18 protein-coding genes and 3 pseudogenes are annotated in these 21371 nt (G+C 68.9%); 10 read left to right on the forward strand and 11 right to left on the reverse strand.

Annotated elements, in window-relative coordinates:
• Positions 1 to 25: 25 nt before the first annotated feature.
• The 3 genes from ACTWQO_RS03500 to ACTWQO_RS03510 form a co-directional block, all read right to left on the reverse strand.
• The gene (locus ACTWQO_RS03500; protein WP_443235692.1) at positions 26 to 2044 is read right to left on the reverse strand and encodes a SpoIIE family protein phosphatase; all 2019 of its coding nucleotides are present in this window, start codon (positions 2042 to 2044) and stop codon (positions 26 to 28) included.
• 301 nt (positions 2045 to 2345) lie between these two features.
• Complete coding sequence (gene fomD, locus ACTWQO_RS03505; RefSeq protein ID WP_443235693.1) at positions 2346 to 3038, reverse strand: cytidylyl-2-hydroxypropylphosphonate hydrolase; 693 nt, start codon at positions 3036 to 3038, stop codon at positions 2346 to 2348.
• A 72-nt stretch (positions 3039 to 3110) separates the two neighbouring features.
• Complete coding sequence (locus ACTWQO_RS03510; RefSeq protein ID WP_443235694.1) at positions 3111 to 4496, reverse strand: class II fumarate hydratase; 1386 nt, start codon at positions 4494 to 4496, stop codon at positions 3111 to 3113.
• A gap of 140 nt (positions 4497 to 4636) precedes the next feature.
• Here ACTWQO_RS03510 and ACTWQO_RS03515 point away from each other — a divergent pair, with 140 nt between their 5' ends.
• Positions 4637 to 5122: an allene oxide cyclase barrel-like domain-containing protein gene (locus tag ACTWQO_RS03515; protein ID WP_443235695.1), complete on the forward strand. Its 486-nt coding sequence runs from the start codon at positions 4637 to 4639 to the stop codon at positions 5120 to 5122.
• Positions 5123 to 5304: 182 nt separating this feature from the next.
• Here the strand turns inward: ACTWQO_RS03515 and ACTWQO_RS03520 are convergent, their stop codons facing one another.
• A complete protein-coding gene (locus ACTWQO_RS03520) occupies positions 5305 to 6972 on the reverse strand; it encodes a fumarate hydratase (protein WP_443235696.1) in 1668 nt (555 codons plus the stop codon).
• 145 nt (positions 6973 to 7117) lie between these two features.
• On the opposite strand from ACTWQO_RS03520, the gene ACTWQO_RS03525 reads away from it, so the two are divergent.
• The gene (locus ACTWQO_RS03525; protein WP_443235697.1) at positions 7118 to 7813 is read left to right on the forward strand and encodes a DUF1707 domain-containing protein; all 696 of its coding nucleotides are present in this window, start codon (positions 7118 to 7120) and stop codon (positions 7811 to 7813) included.
• 174 nt (positions 7814 to 7987) lie between these two features.
• Positions 7988 to 8368 carry a WhiB family transcriptional regulator gene (locus ACTWQO_RS03530; RefSeq protein ID WP_210577116.1) on the forward strand — a complete coding sequence of 127 codons (381 nt, stop codon included), beginning with the start codon at positions 7988 to 7990 and terminating at the stop codon, positions 8366 to 8368.
• A gap of 127 nt (positions 8369 to 8495) precedes the next feature.
• On the opposite strand, the gene glpX is transcribed toward ACTWQO_RS03530, so the two are convergent.
• Entirely contained in the window at positions 8496 to 9533 is a 1038-nt protein-coding gene (glpX, locus tag ACTWQO_RS03535) for a class II fructose-bisphosphatase (RefSeq protein WP_443235698.1), read from the reverse strand.
• 128 nt (positions 9534 to 9661) lie between these two features.
• Here glpX and ACTWQO_RS03540 point away from each other — a divergent pair, with 128 nt between their 5' ends.
• A complete protein-coding gene (locus ACTWQO_RS03540) occupies positions 9662 to 10183 on the forward strand; it encodes a DUF4245 domain-containing protein (protein ID WP_443235699.1) in 522 nt (173 codons plus the stop codon).
• A gap of 103 nt (positions 10184 to 10286) precedes the next feature.
• Here the strand turns inward: ACTWQO_RS03540 and ACTWQO_RS03545 are convergent, their stop codons facing one another.
• From ACTWQO_RS03545 to ACTWQO_RS03560, 4 genes and pseudogenes are all read right to left on the reverse strand, one after another.
• Entirely contained in the window at positions 10287 to 10877 is a 591-nt protein-coding gene (locus ACTWQO_RS03545) for a malonic semialdehyde reductase (RefSeq protein ID WP_362939315.1), read from the reverse strand.
• Between the two features lie 139 nt (positions 10878 to 11016).
• Positions 11017 to 11250: an exodeoxyribonuclease VII small subunit gene (locus ACTWQO_RS03550; RefSeq protein WP_443235700.1), complete on the reverse strand. Its 234-nt coding sequence runs from the start codon at positions 11248 to 11250 to the stop codon at positions 11017 to 11019.
• Positions 11251 to 11259: 9 nt separating this feature from the next.
• A complete protein-coding gene (xseA, locus tag ACTWQO_RS03555) occupies positions 11260 to 12480 on the reverse strand; it encodes an exodeoxyribonuclease VII large subunit (protein ID WP_443235701.1) in 1221 nt (406 codons plus the stop codon).
• A gap of 82 nt (positions 12481 to 12562) precedes the next feature.
• Positions 12563 to 12703: pseudogene (locus tag ACTWQO_RS03560) on the reverse strand (amino acid permease); the annotation flags it as partial.
• Between the two features lie 94 nt (positions 12704 to 12797).
• On the opposite strand from ACTWQO_RS03560, the gene ACTWQO_RS03565 reads away from it, so the two are divergent.
• Positions 12798 to 13844: a 4-hydroxy-3-methylbut-2-enyl diphosphate reductase gene (locus ACTWQO_RS03565; RefSeq protein WP_443235702.1), complete on the forward strand. Its 1047-nt coding sequence runs from the start codon at positions 12798 to 12800 to the stop codon at positions 13842 to 13844.
• Between the two features lie 29 nt (positions 13845 to 13873).
• A complete protein-coding gene (ppgK, locus tag ACTWQO_RS03570) occupies positions 13874 to 14620 on the forward strand; it encodes a polyphosphate--glucose phosphotransferase (protein ID WP_443235703.1) in 747 nt (248 codons plus the stop codon).
• 16 nt (positions 14621 to 14636) lie between these two features.
• Here ppgK and ACTWQO_RS03575 read toward each other — a convergent pair whose 3' ends face one another.
• Positions 14637 to 15056, reverse strand: a complete 420-nt coding sequence (locus tag ACTWQO_RS03575; protein WP_443235704.1) for a DUF6542 domain-containing protein — start codon at positions 15054 to 15056, stop codon at positions 14637 to 14639.
• A 317-nt stretch (positions 15057 to 15373) separates the two neighbouring features.
• Here ACTWQO_RS03575 and ychF point away from each other — a divergent pair, with 317 nt between their 5' ends.
• The 3 genes and pseudogenes from ychF to ACTWQO_RS03590 all read left to right on the forward strand — a co-directional run.
• Positions 15374 to 16462 carry a redox-regulated ATPase YchF gene (ychF, locus tag ACTWQO_RS03580; RefSeq protein ID WP_443235705.1) on the forward strand — a complete coding sequence of 363 codons (1089 nt, stop codon included), beginning with the start codon at positions 15374 to 15376 and terminating at the stop codon, positions 16460 to 16462.
• 165 nt (positions 16463 to 16627) lie between these two features.
• A pseudogene (locus ACTWQO_RS03585) lies at positions 16628 to 16885 on the forward strand (hypothetical protein); the annotation flags it as partial.
• Positions 16886 to 16900: 15 nt separating this feature from the next.
• Positions 16901 to 17053, forward strand: a pseudogene (locus ACTWQO_RS03590) (DNA-binding protein); the annotation flags it as partial.
• 191 nt (positions 17054 to 17244) lie between these two features.
• On the opposite strand, the gene ACTWQO_RS03595 reads toward ACTWQO_RS03590, so the two are convergent.
• A complete protein-coding gene (locus ACTWQO_RS03595) occupies positions 17245 to 17655 on the reverse strand; it encodes a CU044_2847 family protein (protein ID WP_443235706.1) in 411 nt (136 codons plus the stop codon).
• Between the two features lie 128 nt (positions 17656 to 17783).
• On the opposite strand from ACTWQO_RS03595, the gene ACTWQO_RS03600 reads away from it, so the two are divergent.
• Positions 17784 to 21350, forward strand: coding sequence for a trypsin-like peptidase domain-containing protein (locus tag ACTWQO_RS03600; RefSeq protein WP_443235707.1), 3567 nt, complete (start codon positions 17784 to 17786; stop codon positions 21348 to 21350).
• The last annotated feature ends 21 nt before the right edge of the window (positions 21351 to 21371 follow it).

Here is a 21371-nt window from a genome sequence, read left to right on the forward strand (position 1 = left end):
GACATCGGCAACATTTGGATTCGGTCTAAGTCCGGTTCAGCTCGAACCAGACCACCTTCCCCGTGCTCAGCCGCGTCGCTCCCCAGCGCCGGGCCAGCCGGTTCACCAGATACAGCCCGCGTCCGCCCTCGTCCGTGTGCCGCGCCTGCCGCAGCCGCGGCAGCTGCGGCACATCGTCCCCGACCTCGCAGCGCAGTACGTCGGTGCGCAGCAGCCGGAGTGTGATCGGCCGGGTCGCATAGCGCACGGCATTGGTCACGACCTCGCTGACCAGCAGCTCCACCGAGTCGGTGAGCTCCTCCATGTCCCAGCGGGCGAGCGCGCGCCGGGCCAGCCGCCGGGCCTTGCCGGGCGCCATCTCCTCCGGCTCCAGGAACCAGTACGCCACATCGCTGGGCGCGATCCCGTCGAAACGGGCGGCGAGCAGCGCGATGTCGTCGTCCCGGTCGCCGGGGCCGAGCATGTCGAGCACCTCGTCGCAGAGCGCCTCCAGCGGCGGCGGATGGTCGGGCCCGGTCAGCTGCGCGGTCGCGGCGAGCTTCTCGCGCAGCTGCTCTATGCCGGTCCACACGTCCCGCAGCCGGGACTCGACCAGCCCGTCCGTATAGAGGAGCAGGGTCCCTCCGGCGGGCGCGTCCAGCTCTACGGCTTCGAAGTCGACGCCGCCGACACCGATGGGCGCGCCGGGCGGTACCCGCAGCACCTCCGCCCGCCCGCCGAGATGCAGTAGCACGGGCGGCGGATGGCCGGCGTTGGCGATGGTGATGCGGTGCGACACCGGGTCGTAGACGGCGTACAGGCAGGTCGCCATGCGGTCGGTGCCCAGGCGCTGGGCCTGTTCGTCGAGGTGGTGCAGGACCTCCTGCGGCGGCAGGTCGAGTCCGGCGAGGGTCTGCGCGGTGGTGCGCAGCTGGCCCATGATCGCGGCGGAGGTCATGGAGTGCCCCATGACGTCGCCGACCACCAGCGCCACGCGGCTGCCCGGCAGCGGGATGGCGTCGTACCAGTCGCCGCCGACGCGAGCGGTCTCGGCGGCCGGGAGGTAGCGGGACGCCAGCCGTACGCCGGTGGCCCGGGGCAGGTTCTCGGGCAGCATGGTGCGCTGCAGCTCGTCGGCGATGTACGCCTCACGGCCGTACAGCACCGCCTTGTCGATGCCGAGCGCGCTGTGCGTGGCCAGCTGGGCGGCGACGAGAAGGTCGTCGGGCTCGAAGGCCATGCGCTCCGGCCGGCGCAGGAAGAGCGCGGCGCCGATGACCCGGCGCCGGCCGCGCAGCGGGGCGAGGATGGCGCGCTGGCCGCCGGGTACGGCCACGTCGTCGCCGAGGAGTTCGGGCAGCGCGGCGCGGGCCGCGGGGGCGTCGGCGAAGACCGGGCGCACTCCGCGCAGCACCTCGTTCAGCGCGCCGCCGGGCCGTACCTCGCACAGCTCCGCGCTGGCCGGTGTCAGATCCGTCGGCTCGGCCTGCGGCACGGACGTGAAACCGCCCTCGGTGTCCCGCTCCTCCGGGATCCGGTCGGTACGGCGCAGCCGCAGCACCACCGGTCCGGTGGGCCGCTCGTCGCCGACCGGCAGCGGGTCGCGCAGATAGACCAGGATCGCGTCCGAGAACGTCGGTACGGTCGCCCGGCACAGCCCCATCACGATCTCGTCGAGGTCGATGCCACGGGCGATCCGGCGGGTGGCGGCGCCGACGAAGCGCAGCCGGTCCCCGTCCCGCCGCATCGGCGTGGGCCGGCCGGGCGCCACGCCCTGGCCGGTACGGCGGTCCTCGCGGGACTTGTCGTCTTCGGTGCCGTGCTGAACAGCGACCCCCTCGGGAACGGGCCGCGGACGGTGGTGGTCCGGCTCGACGGCGGCGGGCTGGGAGTGCTCCGTGTCACCGACAGGCGTGCCCGCGGGCGGCGTCTCGCCGGTGCGGGCCTGTGCCGGTAAGGCGGAGGCGCGCGCCCCCGCGCCGGGGGTACGCAGGAGCGCCCCGCGGGGGTCCGTGGGGCCGGCGCCGGTCTCAGGGCGCTCGAAGGAGGTCGGCTGCTCCGTCACGCGTGTCGAATCCGTCCGTCCGGGGCCATGACTGCGCGCCAGGCGCGCAATTCGTCCCGCCGAAATGCCGATACCCGGAATACGTGCCCCAGGAACGGAATTCCCGCGTGGTGAAAGGCTGTTCCTGTGCCACCGGCGAACGGACCGTGGTCCGTACCGGTGTTGCCCTCGTACCCCTCGCTCACGTCCTGCCGCCCCTCGGTGACGTATGGTCAGGCCCGGCTCGGGTGCCGGGAGTTACTGCTGTAATCACTTGTGGAGGACGATCCTACGGTTGTGGCCCGGGGGCGCATCAAGGGTCTCATGTGGACACGTGCGCGGGTGTGCAGTGCCAGTCCTCCGGCAGTGACGGTACAGCCCAGGACGGATCCGGGCGCCAGTGCTGCCAGCCGTCCGAGAACGGCGGCCCCCAGGCGCGGATCACCTCCACCGCGGACCGGCCCGCCGCCCGTACCCGCTCGGCGACTTCGGCGTCCATCAGTCCGTCCCGCTGGGCCTGCGCGAACTCGTCCTCGTCCCGCCAGTGCCAACTGCGGTCCGGGTGGACGGAGATGTCCAGAAAGTGGTCCTCGGAGTCCACGCCGCCGTCCCAACGCACCAGCGGCTCTTCGAGGTTGACGTACCAGTTCTTGAACTGCCAGCCCGGCTCCCAGAACAGCCACACCGACCAGGGCTCGCCCGGCCGCGCCAGCTTCAGCACACCGGTGCCGAACCAGCGGTCGCGCTGTACGGTCCGCGGCTTGGTGTAGCGCGACCGCAGCGGCTCCTCGTGGACGGGAGTCCCGTCGGCGAGCACCGGCCTGACGCACTCGGTGCCGGGCGCCAGCCAGACGGCGAGGATCTCCGCGTCGTCCCGGACGACGGTCACGGGGCGGGCGATGTGGAAGCGGTCGCCGGCATTCTCCCGGTAGCGCCACAGGATCCGGCTCCCGGGCGCCCAGAAGGCCGTCGTACCGTCCGCTTCCACTCGTCTCACCGCTCCGTCGTCTGGCATGCACAGATATTAGGTGTCACAGGCATACGACGCTGCGGCGCGCGTCACGGTTCACGCGAGCGGAACCTTTGGTTACGGGTGCGTCATGCGCAGCACGTCCAGCGCTTCGTCCAGTTGCTCCACGGTCAGGTCGCCCCGTTCCACGTACCCGCTCTCCAGTACGACTTGACGGATCGTCTTCCGCTCCGCGAGCGCCTTCTTGGCGACCTTGGCGGCCTCCTCGTATCCGATGTACTTGTTCAGCGGGGTGACCACGGAGGGTGACGACTCGGCGTACTCGCGCGCCCGCTCCCGGTGCGCGACGATGCCGTCCACGGTCCGGTCGGCGAGTAGCCGGGAGACGTTGGTGAGCAGCCGGATCGACTCCAGCACGTTCTTGGCGATGACCGGCAGCATGACGTTCAGCTCGAAGTTCCCGGCGGCCCCGGCGGTGGCGACGGTGGCGTCATTGCCGATGACCTGGGCGCTGACCATGAGGACGGCTTCCGGAATGACCGGGTTGACCTTGCCCGGCATGATCGATGACCCGGGCTGAAGGTCGGGCAGGCTGATCTCCGCGAGCCCGGTCCGGGGCCCGGAGGCCATCCACCGCAGATCGTTGGCGATCTTCGTCAGCCCCACGGCGATCGTCCGCAGTTGCCCGCTCGTCTCCACGATCCCGTCCCGCGCGCCCTGCGCCTCGAAGTGGTCGCGGGCCTCGGTGAGCGGAAGCCCGGTCGCCCGCGCCACTTCCTCGATGACGGCGGCGGAGAAACCGGGCGGGGTGTTGATGCCGGTGCCGACGGCGGTGCCGCCGAGGGGCAGTTCGGCGAGGCGGGGCAGGGAGGCGTACAGCCGCTCGACGCCGTACCGGATCTGGGCGGCGTACCCGCCGAACTCCTGCCCCAGGGTCACGGGCGTGGCATCCATGAGATGCGTACGCCCCGACTTCACGACATCGGCGAACTCCTCTGACTTGCGGGTGAGGGAGGCCGCGAGGTGTTCGAGGGCGGGGATGAGGTCGCGGGTGACGGCGGCGGTGGCGGCGATGTGGATGGAGGACGGGAAGACGTCGTTGGACGACTGCGAGGCGTTGACGTGGTCGTTGGGATGCACGGCCTTGCCCAGCCGCTCACTCGCCAACGTGGCGATGACCTCGTTCGTGTTCATGTTGGACGAGGTCCCCGAACCCGTCTGGAACACATCGACCGGGAAGTGCTCGTCCCACCGTCCCTCGGCGACTTCACGTGCCGCCTCCTGGACTGCCTCGGCGACGTCCTTGTCGAGCACCCCCAGCCGCGCGTTGACCTTCGCCGCGGCCCCCTTGATCTGCGCGAGCGCCTCGATGTGCGCGCGCTCGATGCGCTGCCCGGAGATGGGGAAGTTCTCGACGGCGCGCTGGGTCTGGGCCCGCCACTTGGCGTCCGCCGGGACGCGGACCTCTCCCATGGAGTCGTGCTCGATGCGGTAGTCGCTCATACCGGCTATAGCGATCGGGGGCGCCGCGATGTTCCGGGACTTGGGCCGAACGGAGACCCGGCTCACCGGGCGGGCACGGGGTGGTGGTCGGACAATGAAAGGTCGAGGGGGGAGATCCACCACCCCGCAGGAGGCAGGACATGCTCCCCAACTTCAGGCGGCTCACCACGCTCGGGGCCTGCATGGTCGCAGCCGTCGCTCTCGGCGCCTCACATCCCGTGTCCGCCACCGACGGAGACGAGGACTTCACGCTCTACGCCCGGGAGGTCCCGGCCCAGGAGGACGGCGAGGGCGGACCACCCAGCCTCGGAGACGCCTTCTCCTTCGCCGACGACCTCTATCGCGCCAAGGGCGGCGAGAAGGTCGGCCGCGACGGCGTGACCTGCACCGTCGTGCGCGTCGGGAATCCGGGCGACCTGCAGTGCATCGGCACTTTCGCGGTGCCCGGCGGGCACATCACCGGCCAGGCACTGATGCAGTTCGACCCGACGCAGGAGTCGGAGGAACTCCCCACGTTCGACATCGGCATCACCGGCGGAACCGGCGACTACGAAGAGGCCCGCGGTTCCATCCACGCAACCGGCGAAGGGGACTACCAGAAGCTGGAATTCCACGTCAGGGCCTGAAAATCCAGCCCCTCCGGCGTAAATCCAGCCCTCCGGCGTTTGAGGAGCGGGGTGCAGGGGCGGAGCCCCGCGGGGGTCCAGGGGGCGGAGCCCCCCTGGCGGGGTCGAAGGGGCGGAGCCCCTTCAGGATGGGACGGGTAGGGGCGGCGGGGGCGAGATCCTTCCCCGCCGCACCGGAGCCGCTACGCCAGCCCAGGCCCCCGCACCGGAATCGACGTGAACGTAGGCGCCGGCGCCGGGTCCTGGAAGAAGTCGTTGCCCTTGTCGTCGACGACGATGAACGCCGGGAAGTCCTCGACCTCGATCTTCCAGACGGCCTCCATGCCGAGCTCCTCGTACTCGACGACCTCGACCTTCTTGATGCAGTCCTGGGCGAGCCGCGCGGCGGGCCCGCCGATCGACCCCAGATAGAACCCGCCGTGCATGCCGCACGCATCCGTGACCTGCTTGCTCCGGTTGCCCTTCGCCAGCATCACCTTGGAGCCACCAGCCGCCTGGAACTGCTCGACGTAGGAGTCCATGCGCCCGGCGGTCGTAGGCCCGAAGGACCCGGACGCGTACCCCTCGGGCGTCTTCGCCGGGCCCGCGTAGTACACCGGGTGGTCCTTCAGGTACTGCGGCATCTCCTCGCCCGCGTCAAGCCGCTCCTTGATCTTGGCGTGCGCGATGTCACGGGCCACGACCAGCGGACCGGTGAGCGAAAGCCGGGTCTTCACCGGGTACTTGGTCAGCTCGGCGAGGATGTCGTCCATCGGCTGGTTGAGGTCGATGCGCACCACGTCGGAGGACTCGTCGAGGTGCTCGTCCGTCGTCTCCGGCAGGAACCGCGCCGGATCCGTCTCCAACTGCTCCAGGAAGACCCCCTCCGCGGTGATCTTCGCGACGGCCTGCCGGTCGGCCGAGCAGGACACGGCGATGGCCACCGGACACGACGCCCCGTGTCGCGGCAGCCGCACCACGCGCACGTCATGGCAGAAGTACTTGCCCCCGAACTGCGCCCCGATCCCGATCTTCTGCGTCAGCTCGAAGACCTTCTCCTCCAGCTCCTTGTCCCGGAACCCGTGCCCGAGCGGCGAGCCCTCGGCCGGGATCTCGTCCAGGTAGTGAGCGGAGGCGTACTTCGCTGTCTTGAGGGCGTACTCCGCGCTCGTACCACCCACCACGATCGCCAGGTGATACGGCGGACAGGCGGCCGTACCCAGCGAACGGATCTTCTCCTCCAGGAACTTCATCATGGAGGCCTCGTTCAGGACGGCCTTGGTCTCCTGGTAGAGGAACGACTTGTTGGCGGAGCCGCCGCCCTTCGCCATGAACAGGAACTTGTAGGCGCCGCCGTCGGTGGCGTACAGCTCGATCTGGGCGGGGAGATTGGAGCCGGTGTTCTTCTCGTCCCACATGGTGAGCGGGGCCATCTGCGAGTACCGCAGGTTGAGGTTCAGGTACGCGTCATAGATGCCGCGGCTGAGGGCCTCCTCGTCCCCGCCTTCGGTCAGCACGTTCTGCCCGCGCTTGCCCATGACGATCGCCGTACCGGTGTCCTGGCACATCGGCAGCACACCCGCCGCCGCGATGTTCGCGTTCTTCAGCAGGTCCAGCGCCACGAACTTGTCGTTGCCCGACGCCTCGGGGTCGTCGATGATCCGCCGCAGCTGAGCGAGGTGCGCGGGCCGCAGATAGTGCTGGATGTCGTGGATGGCCTCCTCGGCGAGCTTGCGCAGCGCCTCCGGCTCGACCTTGAGGAAGGTGCGCCCGTCGGCCTCGAAGGTGGAGACACCCTCGGAGGTCACCAGCCGGTACGGGGTGGTGTCCTCTCCCATGGGGAGCAGATCGGTGTACGCGAACTCAGGCATGTCGCCCATTCCTCACTCGACAGACGCGACGGCTGACCTCCATCGGCAGCGTCCACCAGCGTAGAACCTGCGTCGGAGGCGGAGCTTGTGAGGTAATCCTCAGTTGGGGTAGTCGCGATCTATCGCGTTTGGGTACGCTGCTGTCGTGGACCTTCAGAAGCACACCGCGCCCGCGCAGAACGCGCCCGCCGCCACCGAGCTCCGTGCCTCCGACGCCGACCGCGACCGGGTCGCGGACATCCTGCGCGAGGCGCTCGCCGAGGGCCGCCTCACCGCCGACGAGCACGCCGAGCGGGTCGAGGGCGTGCTGGCCGCCAAGACCGTGGGCGAGCTGGACGTCTTCATCCAGGACCTGCCCGCCGCCCACCAGCGCCGGGCGACTCCGGCCGCCGCCCCCAACCGCCCCACCGCCGGCGCCATCCCGGTCGACCCCGATGACAACGTGGTCGCGGTGTTCAGCAGCGCCGTCCGCAAGGGCCGCTGGCGCGCGGGCCGCCGTATCCACGCGTACGCGATCTTCGGCAGCGTGGAGATAGACCTCAGCGAGGCGCTCTTCGAGTACCAGCAGGTCGTGATCAAGGCCATCTCGGTCTTCGGCAACGTCGAGGTCCGCGTCCCGGAGAACGTGTCGCTGCGCGGCACCGGCGGCGGTGTCCTCGGCAACTTCGAGGTGGACACGCTGGATTCGACGGAACCGCAGGCGCCGGTCGTCTACGTCGACGGCTGGGCCGTCCTCGGCAACATCGAGGCAAGGCCCAAGCGGGGCAAGCTGGTTGCCGACATCCTCGATCGGGTCCAGCGCAAGGTCGACAAGAGTTTGCGCAAACATCTGGATCATTGACGGTTGTGAACCGGGGCCTGATCCAAGGAAGTTCGATCGGTCTCCGGCGCTGCACGGCATCGCGCATGAAGCGCCGTATTCCAGCGGTTCGGAACACAGTGCATAGGCGTGCGCACAGCGGGTATCCCTTGCTGCATCGTCTCTCGCTCGCGAAGCCGTCGTCAGGAGTAGACCGTGCTGCAACCGCCGCATTCGTCCCTGCAGGTAGCTGCCGCTCCGGCCCCGCGGGTGCCAGTGCGGGACAGGGACCAAGACGCCCCTTGGCACACCGAGGCGGTGTGCCGGCGCGACGAGGCCGGCCTGTTCTTCGCACCCTCCAAAGAGCCCACCGCCGCCCGCCTCTCCCGCGAGGAGGCCGCCAAGCGCGTCTGCGCCCGCTGCCCCGTCATGGTCGAGTGCCGCGAGCACGCACTGCTGCAACCCGAGCCCTACGGCGTCTGGGGCGGCCTCACCGCCGCCGAACGCCGCGTGGTCCTGGCCAGGCGCCGCCGCCGCGACATGGAACTCAAGAAGGCGGCAAGGACGACGACGGACCGCATAGCCCAGGCAGGCTGAGCAACAAAAGAAGGGCGCCCCCACCGCACCGGGGGCGCCCAACGTCCTTAGGGGCGCGGGGAACTGCGCGACAGGCCACAGGCGACCCGCAGCCGCCAACGCTCCACAGCCCCCGTGCTACTAGGCGCTACTTAGCCCGATCAAAGTCAATCGCGCTATAAGCCCGCAGCTTGCTCAACCGATGCTCAGAATCAATCCTCCGCACCGTCCCCGACTTCGACCGCATCACGATCGAGTCGGTCGTCGCGTTCTCCGACCGATACCGCACCCCCCGCAGCAGCTCCCCATCGGTGATCCCCGTCGCCACAAAGAACACGTTCTCCCCGGACACCAGGTCGTCGGTCATCAGCACCCGGTCCAGGTCATGCCCCGCATCCACCGCCCGCTGCCGCTCCTCGTCATCCTTGGGCCACAACTTGCCCTGAATGGTCCCCCCGAGGCACTTCACCGCACAGGCCGAGATGATCCCCTCCGGCGTACCGCCGATACCGAGCAGCATGTCGACCCCGGTGCCCTCACGCAGCGCGTAGATCGACCCCGCGACATCCCCGTCCGAGATCAGCTTGATCCGCGCACCGGCGTCCCGGATCTCCTTGATGATCCCCTCGTGCCGCGGCCGGTCCAGGATGACCACGGTCACATCCTCCGGCGTGGACCGCTTCGCCTTGGCGACCCGGCGGATGTTCACCGAGACGGGCGCGTCGATGTCCACGAAATCGGCCGCCTCGGGCCCGGTGACCAGCTTGTCCATGTAGAAGACGGCGGACGGGTCGAACATCGACCCGCGATCCGCGGCGGCGAGCACGGCGATCGCGTTCGGCATGCCCTTGGCCGTCAGCGTGGTCCCGTCGATCGGGTCGACGGCGATGTCGCACTCCGGTCCGGTCCCGTCGCCGACGCGCTCCCCGTTGAAGAGCATCGGGGCCTCGTCCTTCTCACCCTCGCCGATGACGACGACGCCGTTCATCGACACGGTGGAGACGAGGGTCCGCATGGCGCGCACGGCCGCACCGTCGGCGCCGTTCTTGTCGCCGCGCCCGACCCAGCGGCCGGCGGCCATCGCCGCGGCTTCGGTGACCCTGACCAGCTCCAGGGCGAGGTTGCGGTCGGGGGCTTCGGAGGGGACTTCGAGTTCGGACGGCAGATGATGATGATTCTCGGTCATCGAGACGCACCTTTCTGATACGACGACGGCCGGATGAGGGTGATGGCGACGACTCTATCGCCAGACCGACAGAATGAGCAGGGGACCCCACGGATGAGCAGGCCAGGGCACCTGCGACGATAGGGGGCGTGGCAGGTTCGAACGGCAGGCAGAAGACGGTCCGGGACATGGTTCTCTCAATGGGCCTGATCGGGATCATGGCAGGGGTCATCTACCTCTTCATCCCGCACGACGACTCGGAGCCCGACCTCCAGCGGGTGGACTACCGCGTCGAGTTGCTCACGGCCCGCCGTGCGGCGGCGTACCCGGTGGTCGCGCCGGAGGGCCTGCCGAAGACCTGGAAGCCGACCTCCGTCCGCTTCCAGGGGGACGAGTTCGACACCTGGCATCTCGGCTTCCACACTCCCGACGGTGAGTACGTGCAGATCGAGCAGTCGACTCAGAAGCCGTCGACGTTCATCGACGAGGCCACGCAGGGCTCGGAGGCCGCGAACAAGAAGCAGGAGACCGGCGGCCGGACCTGGACGCGGTACACCGGCGGCCGGTACGACGCGCTCGTGCACGAGGCCGACGGGGCGACGACCGTGGTGGCGGGCACGGGCTCGTTCGAGCTGCTGACGGAGATGGCGCAGGCGCTCAAGACGAAGTGAACGTACGTAGGCCCTCGGCCTGAACGCGCGAAGGCCCCCGGCGGTGCTGCCGGGGGCCTTCGTCATGTCTGGGATGTCTGCGGGATGGCTGCCGCGCCGTCCGTCAGACGGTGGTGACGACCTGCTCGTACGGCAGTCGCGGGGAGCGCGGGAACCAGGCGTCGTCGCCCGGCCTGCCGATGTTGATGACCATCAGCGGGGTGTGGTCGTCGTCCAGGAACTCCTTGCGGACGCCCTCGAAGTCCAGGCCGGTCATCGGGCCGGCGGCCAGACCGGCGGCGCGGACGCCGATGATGAAGTACGCGGCCTGGAGGGCGGCGTTCAGGCCGGCGGCACCCTCACGGGCGGCGCGCTCGGCGAAGAAGACGTCCTTGGCCTGCGGGAAGTGCGGGAAGAGCTCGGGCAGCTCCTCGTGGAACTCGTTGTCCGCGGCCAGGATCGCGACCAGCGGGGCCGTGGCAGTCTTCGGCTGGTTGCCCTCGGCCATGTGCTGCACCAGGCGCTCGCGGGCCTCGGCGGAGCGGACCAGGGTGACGCGCAGCGGGCTCTGGTTGAAGGCGGTCGGGCCGTACTTGACCAGGTCGTAGATCGCCTGGACCTGCTCGTCGGTCACCGGCTCGTCGGTGAAGGTGTTCGCGGTGCGGGCCTCGCGGAACAGCAGGTCCTGGGCGGCGGGGTCAAGAACGAGAGTCATACGTGAACCTTCTCGGTATGTACGTCGACCCCGGAAGCGGACCGGGGTCCGGTAGACAGGCTCGACCGTACGCGAGTGAAGTTCAACCTTCAACAAAAACCGGGGCGTGGTGATCCGCTTCACAGATCACCCAGCCTGCTTACTCGGAGTCGGCCTCGGTCTCGGCCGCTTCCTCCTCGGCCAGCGCCGCGTCCAGCCGGGCCCGCGCACCGTCCAGCCAGCGCCGGCAGACCTTCGCCAGCTCCTCGCCCCGCTCCCAGAGCGCGAGGGACTCCTCCAGCGTCGTACCGCCCGCCTCCAGCCGCCGTACGACCTCGATCAGCTCGTCCCGAGCCTGCTCGTACCCGAGGGCCTCTTCCACCTTGCTGGTCATGCGCCCACCCTATGCATCGCTTCGTGCGTCGACTCGTACGGAGAACTCACCCTCGGCGACCCGCGCGCGCAGTGCCTCGTCCGCCGTCACCTCACCGGGATCCCGGACCACATGCCCGTCGGCCTTCTGCAGCACCGCGTAGCCCCGCTTCAGGGTCGCCGCGGGGGAGAGGCCCACCACGCGCGCGTGGGTGTGCGTCAGCTCCGAGTCGGCGCGGTCGAGGAGGTGGCCGAGGGTGCGCCGGCCACGGTCGACCAGGGACGCCACATGGTCGGCCCGCTCGTCGATCATGCGGTGCGGATCCTCTATCGACGGCCGGGCCAGCGCATGCGCGAGCCCGCGCTCCTCCCGCTCGATGAACGCCTCGACACACCGCCGAGCACGATCACGCAGCAGCCGCACCCGCTCGTATTCCTCGCCCACATCCGGTACGACCTTCTTGGCGGCGTCGGTGGGAGTGGAGGCGCGCACATCGGCGACGTGGTCGAGCAGCGGGTTGTCGGGCTCGTGTCCGATGGCGGACACCACGGGCGTACGACAGGCCGCGACCGCCCGTACGAGCTGCTCGTCGGAGAACGGCAGCAGATCCTCCACACTGCCGCCGCCCCGCGCGACGATGATCACGTCCACGTCGTCGATCGCGTCCAGGTCCTTCATCGCCTGCACGACCTGCGGCACGGCGTGCACGCCCTGCACGGCGACGTTGCGCACCTCGAAGCGGACGGCCGGCCAGCGGTGCCGGGCGTTCTCCAGCACATCCCGCTCGGCGGCGGAGGCCCGCCCGCACACCAGCCCGATGAGCTGCGGCAGAAAAGGCAACGGCTTCTTCCGCTCAACAGCGAACAGCCCTTCCGCTGCGAGCGCCTTCTTCAACTGCTCAAGCCGCGCGAGCAGTTCGCCCACCCCCACGGGCCTTATCTCAGCGGCCCGCAGCGACAACTGCCCCCGCGGCGCGTACCACTCCGGTTTCGCCAGTACGACGACCCGGGCGCCCTCACTCACCACATCGGCAACGGCATCGAACACCTGCCGATAACAAGTGACGCTCACGGAGATGTCGTACGACGGATCCCGCAACGTCAAAAACACGACCCCCGCCCCCGGTCGCCGCGACAACTGCGTGATCTGCCCCTCGACCCACACCGCCCCGAGCCGATCGATCCAACCCCCGATGAGCCGCGACACCTCACCGACAGGCAGCGGCGTTTCCGCGGACGTGTTCAAGGCCATGCCGCGAGCGTAACGGCCACCACCGACATCACAGCCGACGGCACCATTCCCTCCGGACCGGGCGCATTGCAGCCCGTCCGGTGTCCAGCGTGCCGAACACGCCGACCGGCGCCATAGGGGCGATGAAAAGCAGCCCGTAGACGACGAGATCCCGGAAACCGAGGTTGCGCCGCAGCTCATGCTCATGATCGGCGATTCGGGCTGCCGTGCCGGTCTCGGACATCACACCTCGCCAGTTGTGTGCTTCCCCACCCCTCCCAGTCCACGATCAGTCTCCCCAAGGAGGCGATCTTTGACGCGCCGAGCGCGGCCTTACGATGGGACGCATGACTGCTTCGCCTGGCCGCCGTGTCCTGCTCGCCGCCCCCCGGGGCTACTGCGCGGGTGTGGACCGCGCCGTGATCGCCGTCGAGAAAGCCCTGGAGCAGTACGGGGCTCCCGTCTATGTCCGGCACGAGATCGTCCACAACAAGTACGTCGTGCAGACCCTGGAGAAGAAGGGCGCCATCTTCGTCGAACGGACGGAAGAGGTCCCCCCGGGGAACATCGTGATGTTCTCCGCGCACGGCGTCGCCCCCGTCGTCCACGAAGAGGCGGAGCGCGGCCGGCTCGCCACCATCGACGCCACCTGCCCGCTCGTCACCAAGGTCCACAAGGAAGCCGTCCGCTTCGCCAATGAGGACTACGACATCCTCCTGATCGGGCACGAGGGCCACGAAGAGGTCATCGGCACGTCCGGCGAGGCCCCCGAGCACATCCAGCTGGTCGACGGCCCCGAGGACGTCGCCAAGGTCGAGGTCCGCGACGAGTCGAAGGTCGTCTGGCTCTCCCAGACCACGCTCTCCGTCGACGAGACGATGGAGACCGTCGACGCCCTCAAGGAGAAGTTCCCGCAGCTCATCTCCCCGCCCAGCGACGACATCTGCTACGCCACGCAGAACCGTCAGCTCGCCGTGAAGGAGATGGGCGCGCAGGCCGAGCTGGTCATCGTGGTCGGCTCCCGGAACTCCTCCAACTCCAAGCGGCTCGTCGAGGTCGCCAAGCTCGCCGGCTCCCGCGAGGCCTACCTCGTGGACTTCGCCGACGAGATCGACGAGGCATGGCTCGAGGGCGTGTCCACGGTGGGTGTCACCTCCGGCGCCTCGGTGCCCGAGCTCCTCGTCGAGCAGGTGCTGGAATGGCTGTCCCAGCGCGGCTTCGAGGACGTCGAGCTGGTGAAGGCGGCCGAGGAGTCCATCACCTTCTCGCTGCCGAAGGAACTCCGCCGTGACCTGCGCGAGGAGGCGGCGACGCTGGTCGCGGAGCGCGGCGGGGCGGGCACGGAATCGGGCACCGGGACCGGTTCCGGCACCTCCGGGGAGTGACTGTCAGTCCACCGTCGTAACGTAGGGCCATGCAGATCTTCGGCGTGGACATCGGTGGATCCGGGATCAAGGGCGCCCCTGTGGACCTGGACAGGGGCGACCTGGCTCAGGAGCGCCTCAAAGTGCTCACTCCCCACCCGGCGACGCCCGACACGGTGGCCGACGGTGTGAAGGAGGTCGTCGACCACTTCGGCTGGACGGGCCCGGTCGGCATCACCTTCCCGGGCGTGGTCACCGGCGGGGCGACGATCCGCACCGCGGCCAACGTGGACAAGAGCTGGATCGACACCGACGCGCGCGCATTGCTGGGCGAGCGGCTCGGCGGCCTCCCGGTGACCGTGATCAACGACGCGGACGCGGCGGGCGTCGCCGAGATGCAGTTCGGCGCCGGCCGCGACCGCCGGGGCACGGTGATCATGCTCACCTTCGGCACCGGCATCGGCAGCGCCCTCTTCATCGACGGCGTCCTCGTCCCGAACACCGAGCTCGGCCATCTGGAACTGCACGGGCACGACGCGGAGAAGCGCGCCTCCAGCAAGGCCAAGGAAGACCACGACCTGTCCTGGGAGCACTGGGCCCACCGCGTCCAGGCCTATCTCGCCCATGTGGAGATGCTGTTCTCCCCGGAGCTGTTCATCATCGGCGGCGGCGTCAGCCGTAAAGCGAGCAAGTTCCTGCACTTCATCGAGGACATCAAGGCCGAGATGGTCCCGGCGCAGCTGCAGAACAACGCGGGCATCGTGGGAGCGGCGATGCGGGCGGCGAAGGAGGGCTAGGGCCGGCGGGAGGGGGCTACATTCGTCGGCGGCGGCGCACCAGGCGGACCCTCCGTACCGTCACGATCACACCGGCGATCAGCGTCCCGCCGTACAGCCACCCCGCCTCCGTGGCGAGCGCCGTGACGAACCCCATCAGCCGCCCGTCGGCTCCGTTGCTCCCGTCGGCGACGGGCAGCAGCCCCAGGGCGAAGGCGATCGGCACGACGACCGGTGCCGTCACCAGTTCGGCCTTGCGGATCCACACCGCTGTCAGTACACACACCGGCAGGAACAGCACGCCGTACACCGTCGTCGACGACCCGAAAAGCAACGAGTCGAGACAGCCCGACGCGAACATCAGCACCCCGCAGAACAGCCCGCCGCCGAGCCCGGTGAGCCGGGGGTTCGGCATCCGGCGCACGGCCCGGGCGATCCGCCGCACGGCCAGCACCACCGGCGGAGCGGGCCGCCGTACGCCCGCCCCCGGCGGCCGCCCCTGTGGCCGGCCACCCGGGCCCCGGCCTTGCGGGGGCAGCCGGGGGGTGCCGCGTGGCGTTCCGTACCGGGGGGACCGCGTCCTGTGTTGCTCCACCGGACCAACCTAGGTCGGTTTATGTGCCGAATAGCCCGTCAGACACGCCGTTGGACAGACGTTGGCCAAGCGTTCGATACGACGCCGATACGGGGTTCGACAGCCCGTAGACTTGTGGATCGGCCCCAGGTCTCCACTCCTCAGCCCCTCAGGTCCTCTCACGTACGGGAAGTCGCAACGTGTCGCTCACGATCGGAATCGTCGGTCTGCCGAATGTCGGCAAGTCGACCCTGTTCAACGCCCTGACCAAGAACGACGTGCTGGCGGCCAACTACCCGTTCGCCACGATCGAGCCGAACGTGGGCGTGGTCGGCGTCCCCGACGAGCGGCTCACCAAGTTGGCCGAGATCTTCTCCTCCCAGCGGATCCTCCCGGCGACCGTCGACTTCGTCGACATCGCGGGCATCGTGCGCGGTGCGAGCGAGGGCGAGGGCCTGGGCAACAAGTTCCTCGCGAACATCCGTGAGTCGGACGCGATCTGCCAGGTCATCCGCGCCTTCAAGGACGAGAACGTCGTCCACGTCGACGGCAAGGTCTCGCCCAAGGACGACATCGAGACGATCAACACCGAGCTGATCCTGGCGGACCTCCAGACCATCGAGAAGGTCCTTCCCCGGCTCCAGAAGGAGTCGCGGATCAAGAAGGACGTAGCGCCGAAGGTCGCCGCGATCGAGGCCGCCAAGGAGATCCTGGACAAGGGCGACACCCTCTTCTCCCAGGGCATCGTCCAGGGCAGCGAGCGCGCGGAGCTCCTGCACGACCTGCACCTCCTGACCACCAAGCCCTTCCTCTACGTCTTCAACGTCGACGAGGACGAGCTGACGGACGAGGACTTCAAGAACGAGCAGCGCGCCCTGGTCGCCCCCGCCGAGGCGATCTTCCTCAACGCCAAGCTGGAGGCGGACCTCGCCGAGCTGGACGACGAGGACGCGATGGAGCTGCTGGAGTCGGTCGGCGCCGAGGAGCCCGGCCTCGCCACCCTCGCCCGCGTCGGCTTCAACACCCTCGGCCTGCAGACCTACCTCACCGCCGGCCCCAAGGAATCCCGCGCCTGGACCATCAAGAAGGGCGCCACCGCCCCCGAGGCCGCCGGCGTCATCCACACCGACTTCCAGAAGGGCTTCATCAAGGCCGAGGTCATCTCCTTCGCCGAGCTGGTGGAGACGGGTTCGGTCGCGGAGGCCCGCGCGAAGGGGAAGGCGCGGATGGAGGGCAAGGACTACGTCATGCAGGACGGGGACGTGGTGGAGTTCCGCTTCAATGTGTAGTGGCTGACGTGTCACCACGTCGCTGATCTGGCAAATATGCAGGTCAGGATGGGTCCGACTCTTCGGAGTCGGGCCCTTTGTCTTTCCGTGCTGGGACGTGTGCTGTTCGGCGCTTGCGGACGGCACCGACCGTGGCTTTTCCTACTCGTTTGACCCACTCGAGGTATGGGTGAGACGACGTACAGCATCGGGAAAGGGCCGGCGACGCGGGTGAGCCTGTCGCTGCCGGAGGGGACCGCAGAGGCGATCCGGGCGCGGGTGGGCAAGCGGGAGTTCTCCGCGTTCATTGCCGAGGCGGTCGAGCGTGAGTTGCGCGGCCAGGTCCTTGACGAGTACTTGTCGGACTACGAGAACCGCAAGGGGCCGGTCTCTGAGCAGGCTCGTCAGCGGGCGCGGCAGGTCTTCGACGAGGTGTTCGCTGAGGCGCGCTCGCGCGGCATGGAGGTCGTGATCAGTGCGCTCGCCATCATTGAGGCTGCCCACGCGCGTACGAACAAGTCTCGCCTGAACCGGATGCTCTCCGGGCTGCGCGTAGTTCCGGTGGGCGACGAGGAGGCGAGGGCGGCCTCGGAGCTGCTGATGAATGTCGGCTCGTGTCGGTGTGATCTCCCATTGTCCGCGGCATGAAGGGGCAGTGCCCGCGTTGCTCCACTCACCGGCGTGACGAGTGCATTTCCACTCTGTGCTGGGCGGGCAGTTCGGCCGCGAGGGCGTCGGCGAATGCCCATGGTGCTCGTGACGGAGGCGGCCTGGCGAGTGCCCTCGGCGCTGGAGGCCAAGTCCTATCTGGTGGCGGCGCCCGGTGGTTCTGATGGCGTTACGGACAGGGGTGACTCCTGTGCCATTCGGTCCCATTCCATGGTGACGCTGAACGCCGACTTGCCGGAGCCTTTGCCGATGAGTGCGACCAGTCCTCCGGCCTCGAAGCCGACTTCGCAGTCGAAGGTGAGGGTGAAGCGGGTGGGCGCGGTTTTCTTCAAAGCTTCGCTGATCTGGCCGGTGAAGCCGCCTACCGCGTGGGCGATCTGGTCGAGGGAGGGCAGGCGGCCGGCGATCTCGTGTTCGTCGTCGCTGGGTAGGGCTACCGCTGTGCCGATGGGTTCTGCCCGGAGATAGAGCCTGCTTCCGTCCGGCATGGCGACTGGGACGGGCGTGGTGGTCGAAGTCTGCGCGGGAACGTTCGTCGCGTCCATGAGTCTCTGTCTCCCCCTCAATTCCCCTGTTTACGGCCGATGGTAGGACGTGACGGGCTGCCGCAGGACAGAATCGGGTTGTGAGCGGATCACGGACGGAGTTGGTGGCCGCGCTACCTCGAGCCGTAGTGGCGTTGACCGCCCCGGACGGTGCGGTCGGTACGGGTTTCTTCGTTGCGCCTAGGTTGGTTCTGACGTGTGCGCATGTCGTCCGCGCCGGTGACCGAGTGAGGGCGCGGTATGGCGGGACCGATCTGGAGCTGTTCGCCGATCCGCGCTGGTACCACCCGAAGGGGCCGGACGGCGAGGGGCCAGATCTGGCGCTGCTGCAGGCGCCGGAGGGTTTGGATCATCCAGTGGTCTGTCTGGCCGCCGAGGTGGTCCCGGGTGATGAGCTGTGGAGTTTCGGGCATCCGCAAGGCTCCTACCGGGCGGGTGAGTCGGTGTCGTTCCGGGCTGAGGGCCCGTCGCTGCGTTCGGCGGGCGGCGGGGCAGTGACGTTGCACCATGTGACCCAGGGTCGGGCGGGTCCCGGCTTCAGCGGCGGCCCGGTCTTGAACTGGCGTACGGGTGGAGTCCTTGGGGTGCTTCGGCTGGCGTACGGGTTGCAAGGTGGGGCTGCGGGCGCGCGGTTGGTGACCGTGGAGGACATCTGTGCCGCCTACCCTTTCCTGGAACCGCCAGAGGCCGTCACCCGTTACCGTCGCCCATGGTTGGCCTTGCTGGACGACGCCCAGATACGGCAGGGCGGTTGGCGGTACGCGGGCCCGGTGCTGCGGGACTATCTGCGTGCTGCGCGCGCCGCCGCCGACGATCATCCGTATGCAATCCGGCTGCCGGGGACGAGCCCGCCGCCGTTGACCGACGTGTATGTGAGCCAGCAGATCAGTGCTCATGGCGATGTGCAGGACAGGGTGGTGTCCGCGGACGCGGTCCTGGACGCCGGGGGCGGTGCTGTGGTCATGGGAGGGCCTGGGGCGGGTAAGTCGAGTCTGGGCCGTCACCTGACCACACGGCTTGCGGGCCAGTGGCTGGGAGGTGGCGATGCGCCGGACGTCGTGCCAGTGCGTGTGTCCGCGTCTGCGCTGACCGGCCAAGGCAGTGTCGCCGACCGGCTCGCAGCCGCTGTCCAGCGCGATGCGCGATTCCTGACCCAGGACTCGTTGCCCGAGGGGTTCTTCGCCACGCGTCCGCTGGCGGGCACGCCGTGGCTGGTGATGGTCGACGGTGTGGACGAGGTGCTCGATCCGGGCCAACGGAAGGCGCTGTTGGCGATGGTGGCCGACCTGTCGTGTCAGCCGAGCGGTGGTCACCGTGTGCTCGTTCTGACACGGCCGCTACCCCAGGACGAGCTGAAGCCGCTACGGGACGTGGCGTTCTGCCGGATCGAGCCCTTTGATCCGCACGCCCTCTCGCAGTTCGTGGCCGGATGGTTCGCACAGTTGGGGCGGCCCGATCCCGCCGGCCGCGCCGAACGGTTTCTTGCCGCGCTCGCCGAGCGGAAGATCGCCGAGTTGTCCCGCATCCCCCTGTTGGCCACCATGTTGGTCCTCCTCTTCGACGAGGACCCGGAACGAGGGCTGCCACACAGCCGCAGCGAGTTGTACGAGAGGTTCGTGCAGCATCTCCTGAATGTGATGTACCGCCGCCCGGAGCCGTCCCTGGCGCAGTTGCAGCGGCGGGTGGAGGGCTGGGGCTCCGATGCCCGCACCGCCGTGGATCAGCTGATGGCGGATGCACGAGGCTTGCTGGAGATGATCGCGCTCGAACGGCACATGGGATCGAAGAGTGCCGCCATTGACTTGGCTGAAACGCAGACCGCCGGCCTTCGGCCACAGCATTTGGACGGTGGGGAGTGGCGCGGTGTTTTGCGCGAGGTCCTGGCCACCAGCGGCCTGATGACGGAGTCCGACGACGATCTGGTGTTCCTGCACCACACCGTGCAGGAGTTCCTGGCTGCGTGCGGCCTGGCGCGGACCGCAGCGCCGGATTCGCAGCGCGCCCGCGATGTGGTTGCGGTTGCGCTGGCCGAGATCGACGAGAACGGGACGTGGCTGCCAGGCGCGCCGGTGGATCACAGTTTCCTGCGATTCGTCTTTGCCGCATGGGCAAGGCAGGGTACTGACACGGGGGATCTGGTGCGGGCGTTGTTCAACCCACCGTGGAAGGCCCCTCATGAGGAGGGGACTGATCTCTTCGAGCAGAGATGGGATCGAGGGGTTCGCCTGGTCTTCCGGGTTCTGCGGAGGCTACGGCTGGTCGGTCCGGGTGGGGGTGCCGGCTTGGTTGCCCTCATGATGGCTGAGGGCGGCGTGCTGCCGGAGGGCGTGCAGCCATATGTGGTGGCCACGCTGCGGCGTGCCGCGCTACGCAGCGGGCGCGGTTGGGCCGCGGAGGCCATCGCTGCCCAGGACCGTGCCCTGGGAGTACGGCTTCTGACCGAGATGGTGTCGTCCCGACGTCTTCCGCCGCATCGCCGATGGGAGGCAGCTCGGGCTCTGGCCCGGTGGGACAAGGAGGCGGCTGTCTCCCTGCTGACCGAGGCGGTGCTGCAGGGGCCCGCCTTGCCGCGTGGCGCCGTCCGCTGGCGGGAGACAAACGGCAACGAAGCACGGATTTACCCGGTCAAGGCCGATGCCCTGACCGGCGTCGGCATACGCGTCGCGGCCGCGAAGGTACTGGCAACCCTGGAGCCTGCAAAGGCGCTGCGTGCGCTGGAGACGGTGGCCGAAGACGCGGCCCAGCCGGATTGGCACCGGCTGCGCATCGCGCGGGCGCTTGCCGGCCTGGATTCGGCCGCCGGCGTGCTGCGCGCCCCGGAGCCTGCCGTGGGGCTGACCGCCGAGCAGGCGCTGTGCCCTGAACTCGTGTTGGCGTTGGCGGGACCGCGGCACCCAGCCGCACTTGTGTCGCGTCGCCTGACGTCCTGGACGCGGGACGCAACTGCCGCACCCGAGGAACGTATCGCTGCCGCGCTCGCGCTCACCCTTGCGAACCCGGAGCAAGGCGCGAAGATCCTCGCCTGGCTCGTACGTGCCCCGGAGTTCGTCAGCGATGGGGACACCGGCGCCGACGAGGTCCAAGAGGTCACGTTCGGTTTCATCGGTGAATGGCGCTGGCCCTGGAGCAGACGCATGCCGCTTCTGTGGGACGAGGACGTGGCCGTAGCGGCGAGACATCTGGCCGAGCTGGATTCAGACCTGGCCGTCGAGGCACTGCAGGACCGACTCGACTCCGGCTGGGACTGGTCGAGCCACAGGACACTTGAAGCCCTTGGCCGCATCGCCCCGAAGGCGGCAGCCGAACGACTCAAGCGTCGTCTGACGCCTTCCCACTGGAGTGGCTTCGGCAGCCGAACGACTCTGACGGACGCGCTGACCTACGCTCCGGAGATCGCCATGGCCAGCCTCGCGCTCATCATGCACGACAAGACCATGAGAAAAGACCAACGCATCGAAGCGGCCCGGCTGCTGGCGGTGACGGACCCCGCGCGGGCAGTCAACGAACTCGTGCGCTCCCTGCGCTCGGATTCGCATGATTTCCACACGGTCGATTTGGCGCGCGCGATGTCCCAGGTCGAACCGCAGCGGGTTGCACACGCGCTGCGTAACACAGCCGATCCCCGGTCACTCCTGTTTCTGGACCTGGGTTTGAAGGCGCTACTGCGCGAGTTGGAAAGCAGTACCCAAGCCTGAACTGCCGCGAGTCAGGACGAG

The sequence above is a fragment of the Streptomyces sp. 4N124 genome (assembly GCF_052245395.1).
Lineage (GTDB): Bacteria > Actinomycetota > Actinomycetes > Streptomycetales > Streptomycetaceae > Streptomyces.

Bases quoted from the DNA above. Each gene is read 5' to 3' on its own strand.
- fomD (WP_443235693.1), bottom strand. From the start codon at position 3,038: ATGCCAGACGACGGAGCGGTGAGACGAGTGGAAGCGGACGGTACGACG.
- ACTWQO_RS03510 (WP_443235694.1), bottom strand. From the start codon at position 4,496: ATGAGCGACTACCGCATCGAGCACGACTCCATGGGAGAGGTCCGCGTC.
- ACTWQO_RS03515 (WP_443235695.1), top strand. From the start codon at position 4,637: ATGCTCCCCAACTTCAGGCGGCTCACCACGCTCGGGGCCTGCATGGTC.
- ACTWQO_RS03520 (WP_443235696.1), bottom strand. From the start codon at position 6,972: ATGCCTGAGTTCGCGTACACCGATCTGCTCCCCATGGGAGAGGACACC.
- glpX (WP_443235698.1), bottom strand. From the start codon at position 9,533: ATGACCGAGAATCATCATCATCTGCCGTCCGAACTCGAAGTCCCCTCC.
- ACTWQO_RS03545 (WP_362939315.1), bottom strand. From the start codon at position 10,877: ATGACTCTCGTTCTTGACCCCGCCGCCCAGGACCTGCTGTTCCGCGAG.
- ACTWQO_RS03550 (WP_443235700.1), bottom strand. From the start codon at position 11,250: ATGACCAGCAAGGTGGAAGAGGCCCTCGGGTACGAGCAGGCTCGGGAC.
- xseA (WP_443235701.1), bottom strand. From the start codon at position 12,480: ATGGCCTTGAACACGTCCGCGGAAACGCCGCTGCCTGTCGGTGAGGTG.
- ACTWQO_RS03565 (WP_443235702.1), top strand. From the start codon at position 12,798: ATGGGACGCATGACTGCTTCGCCTGGCCGCCGTGTCCTGCTCGCCGCC.
- ppgK (WP_443235703.1), top strand. From the start codon at position 13,874: ATGCAGATCTTCGGCGTGGACATCGGTGGATCCGGGATCAAGGGCGCC.
- ACTWQO_RS03595 (WP_443235706.1), bottom strand. From the start codon at position 17,655: ATGGACGCGACGAACGTTCCCGCGCAGACTTCGACCACCACGCCCGTC.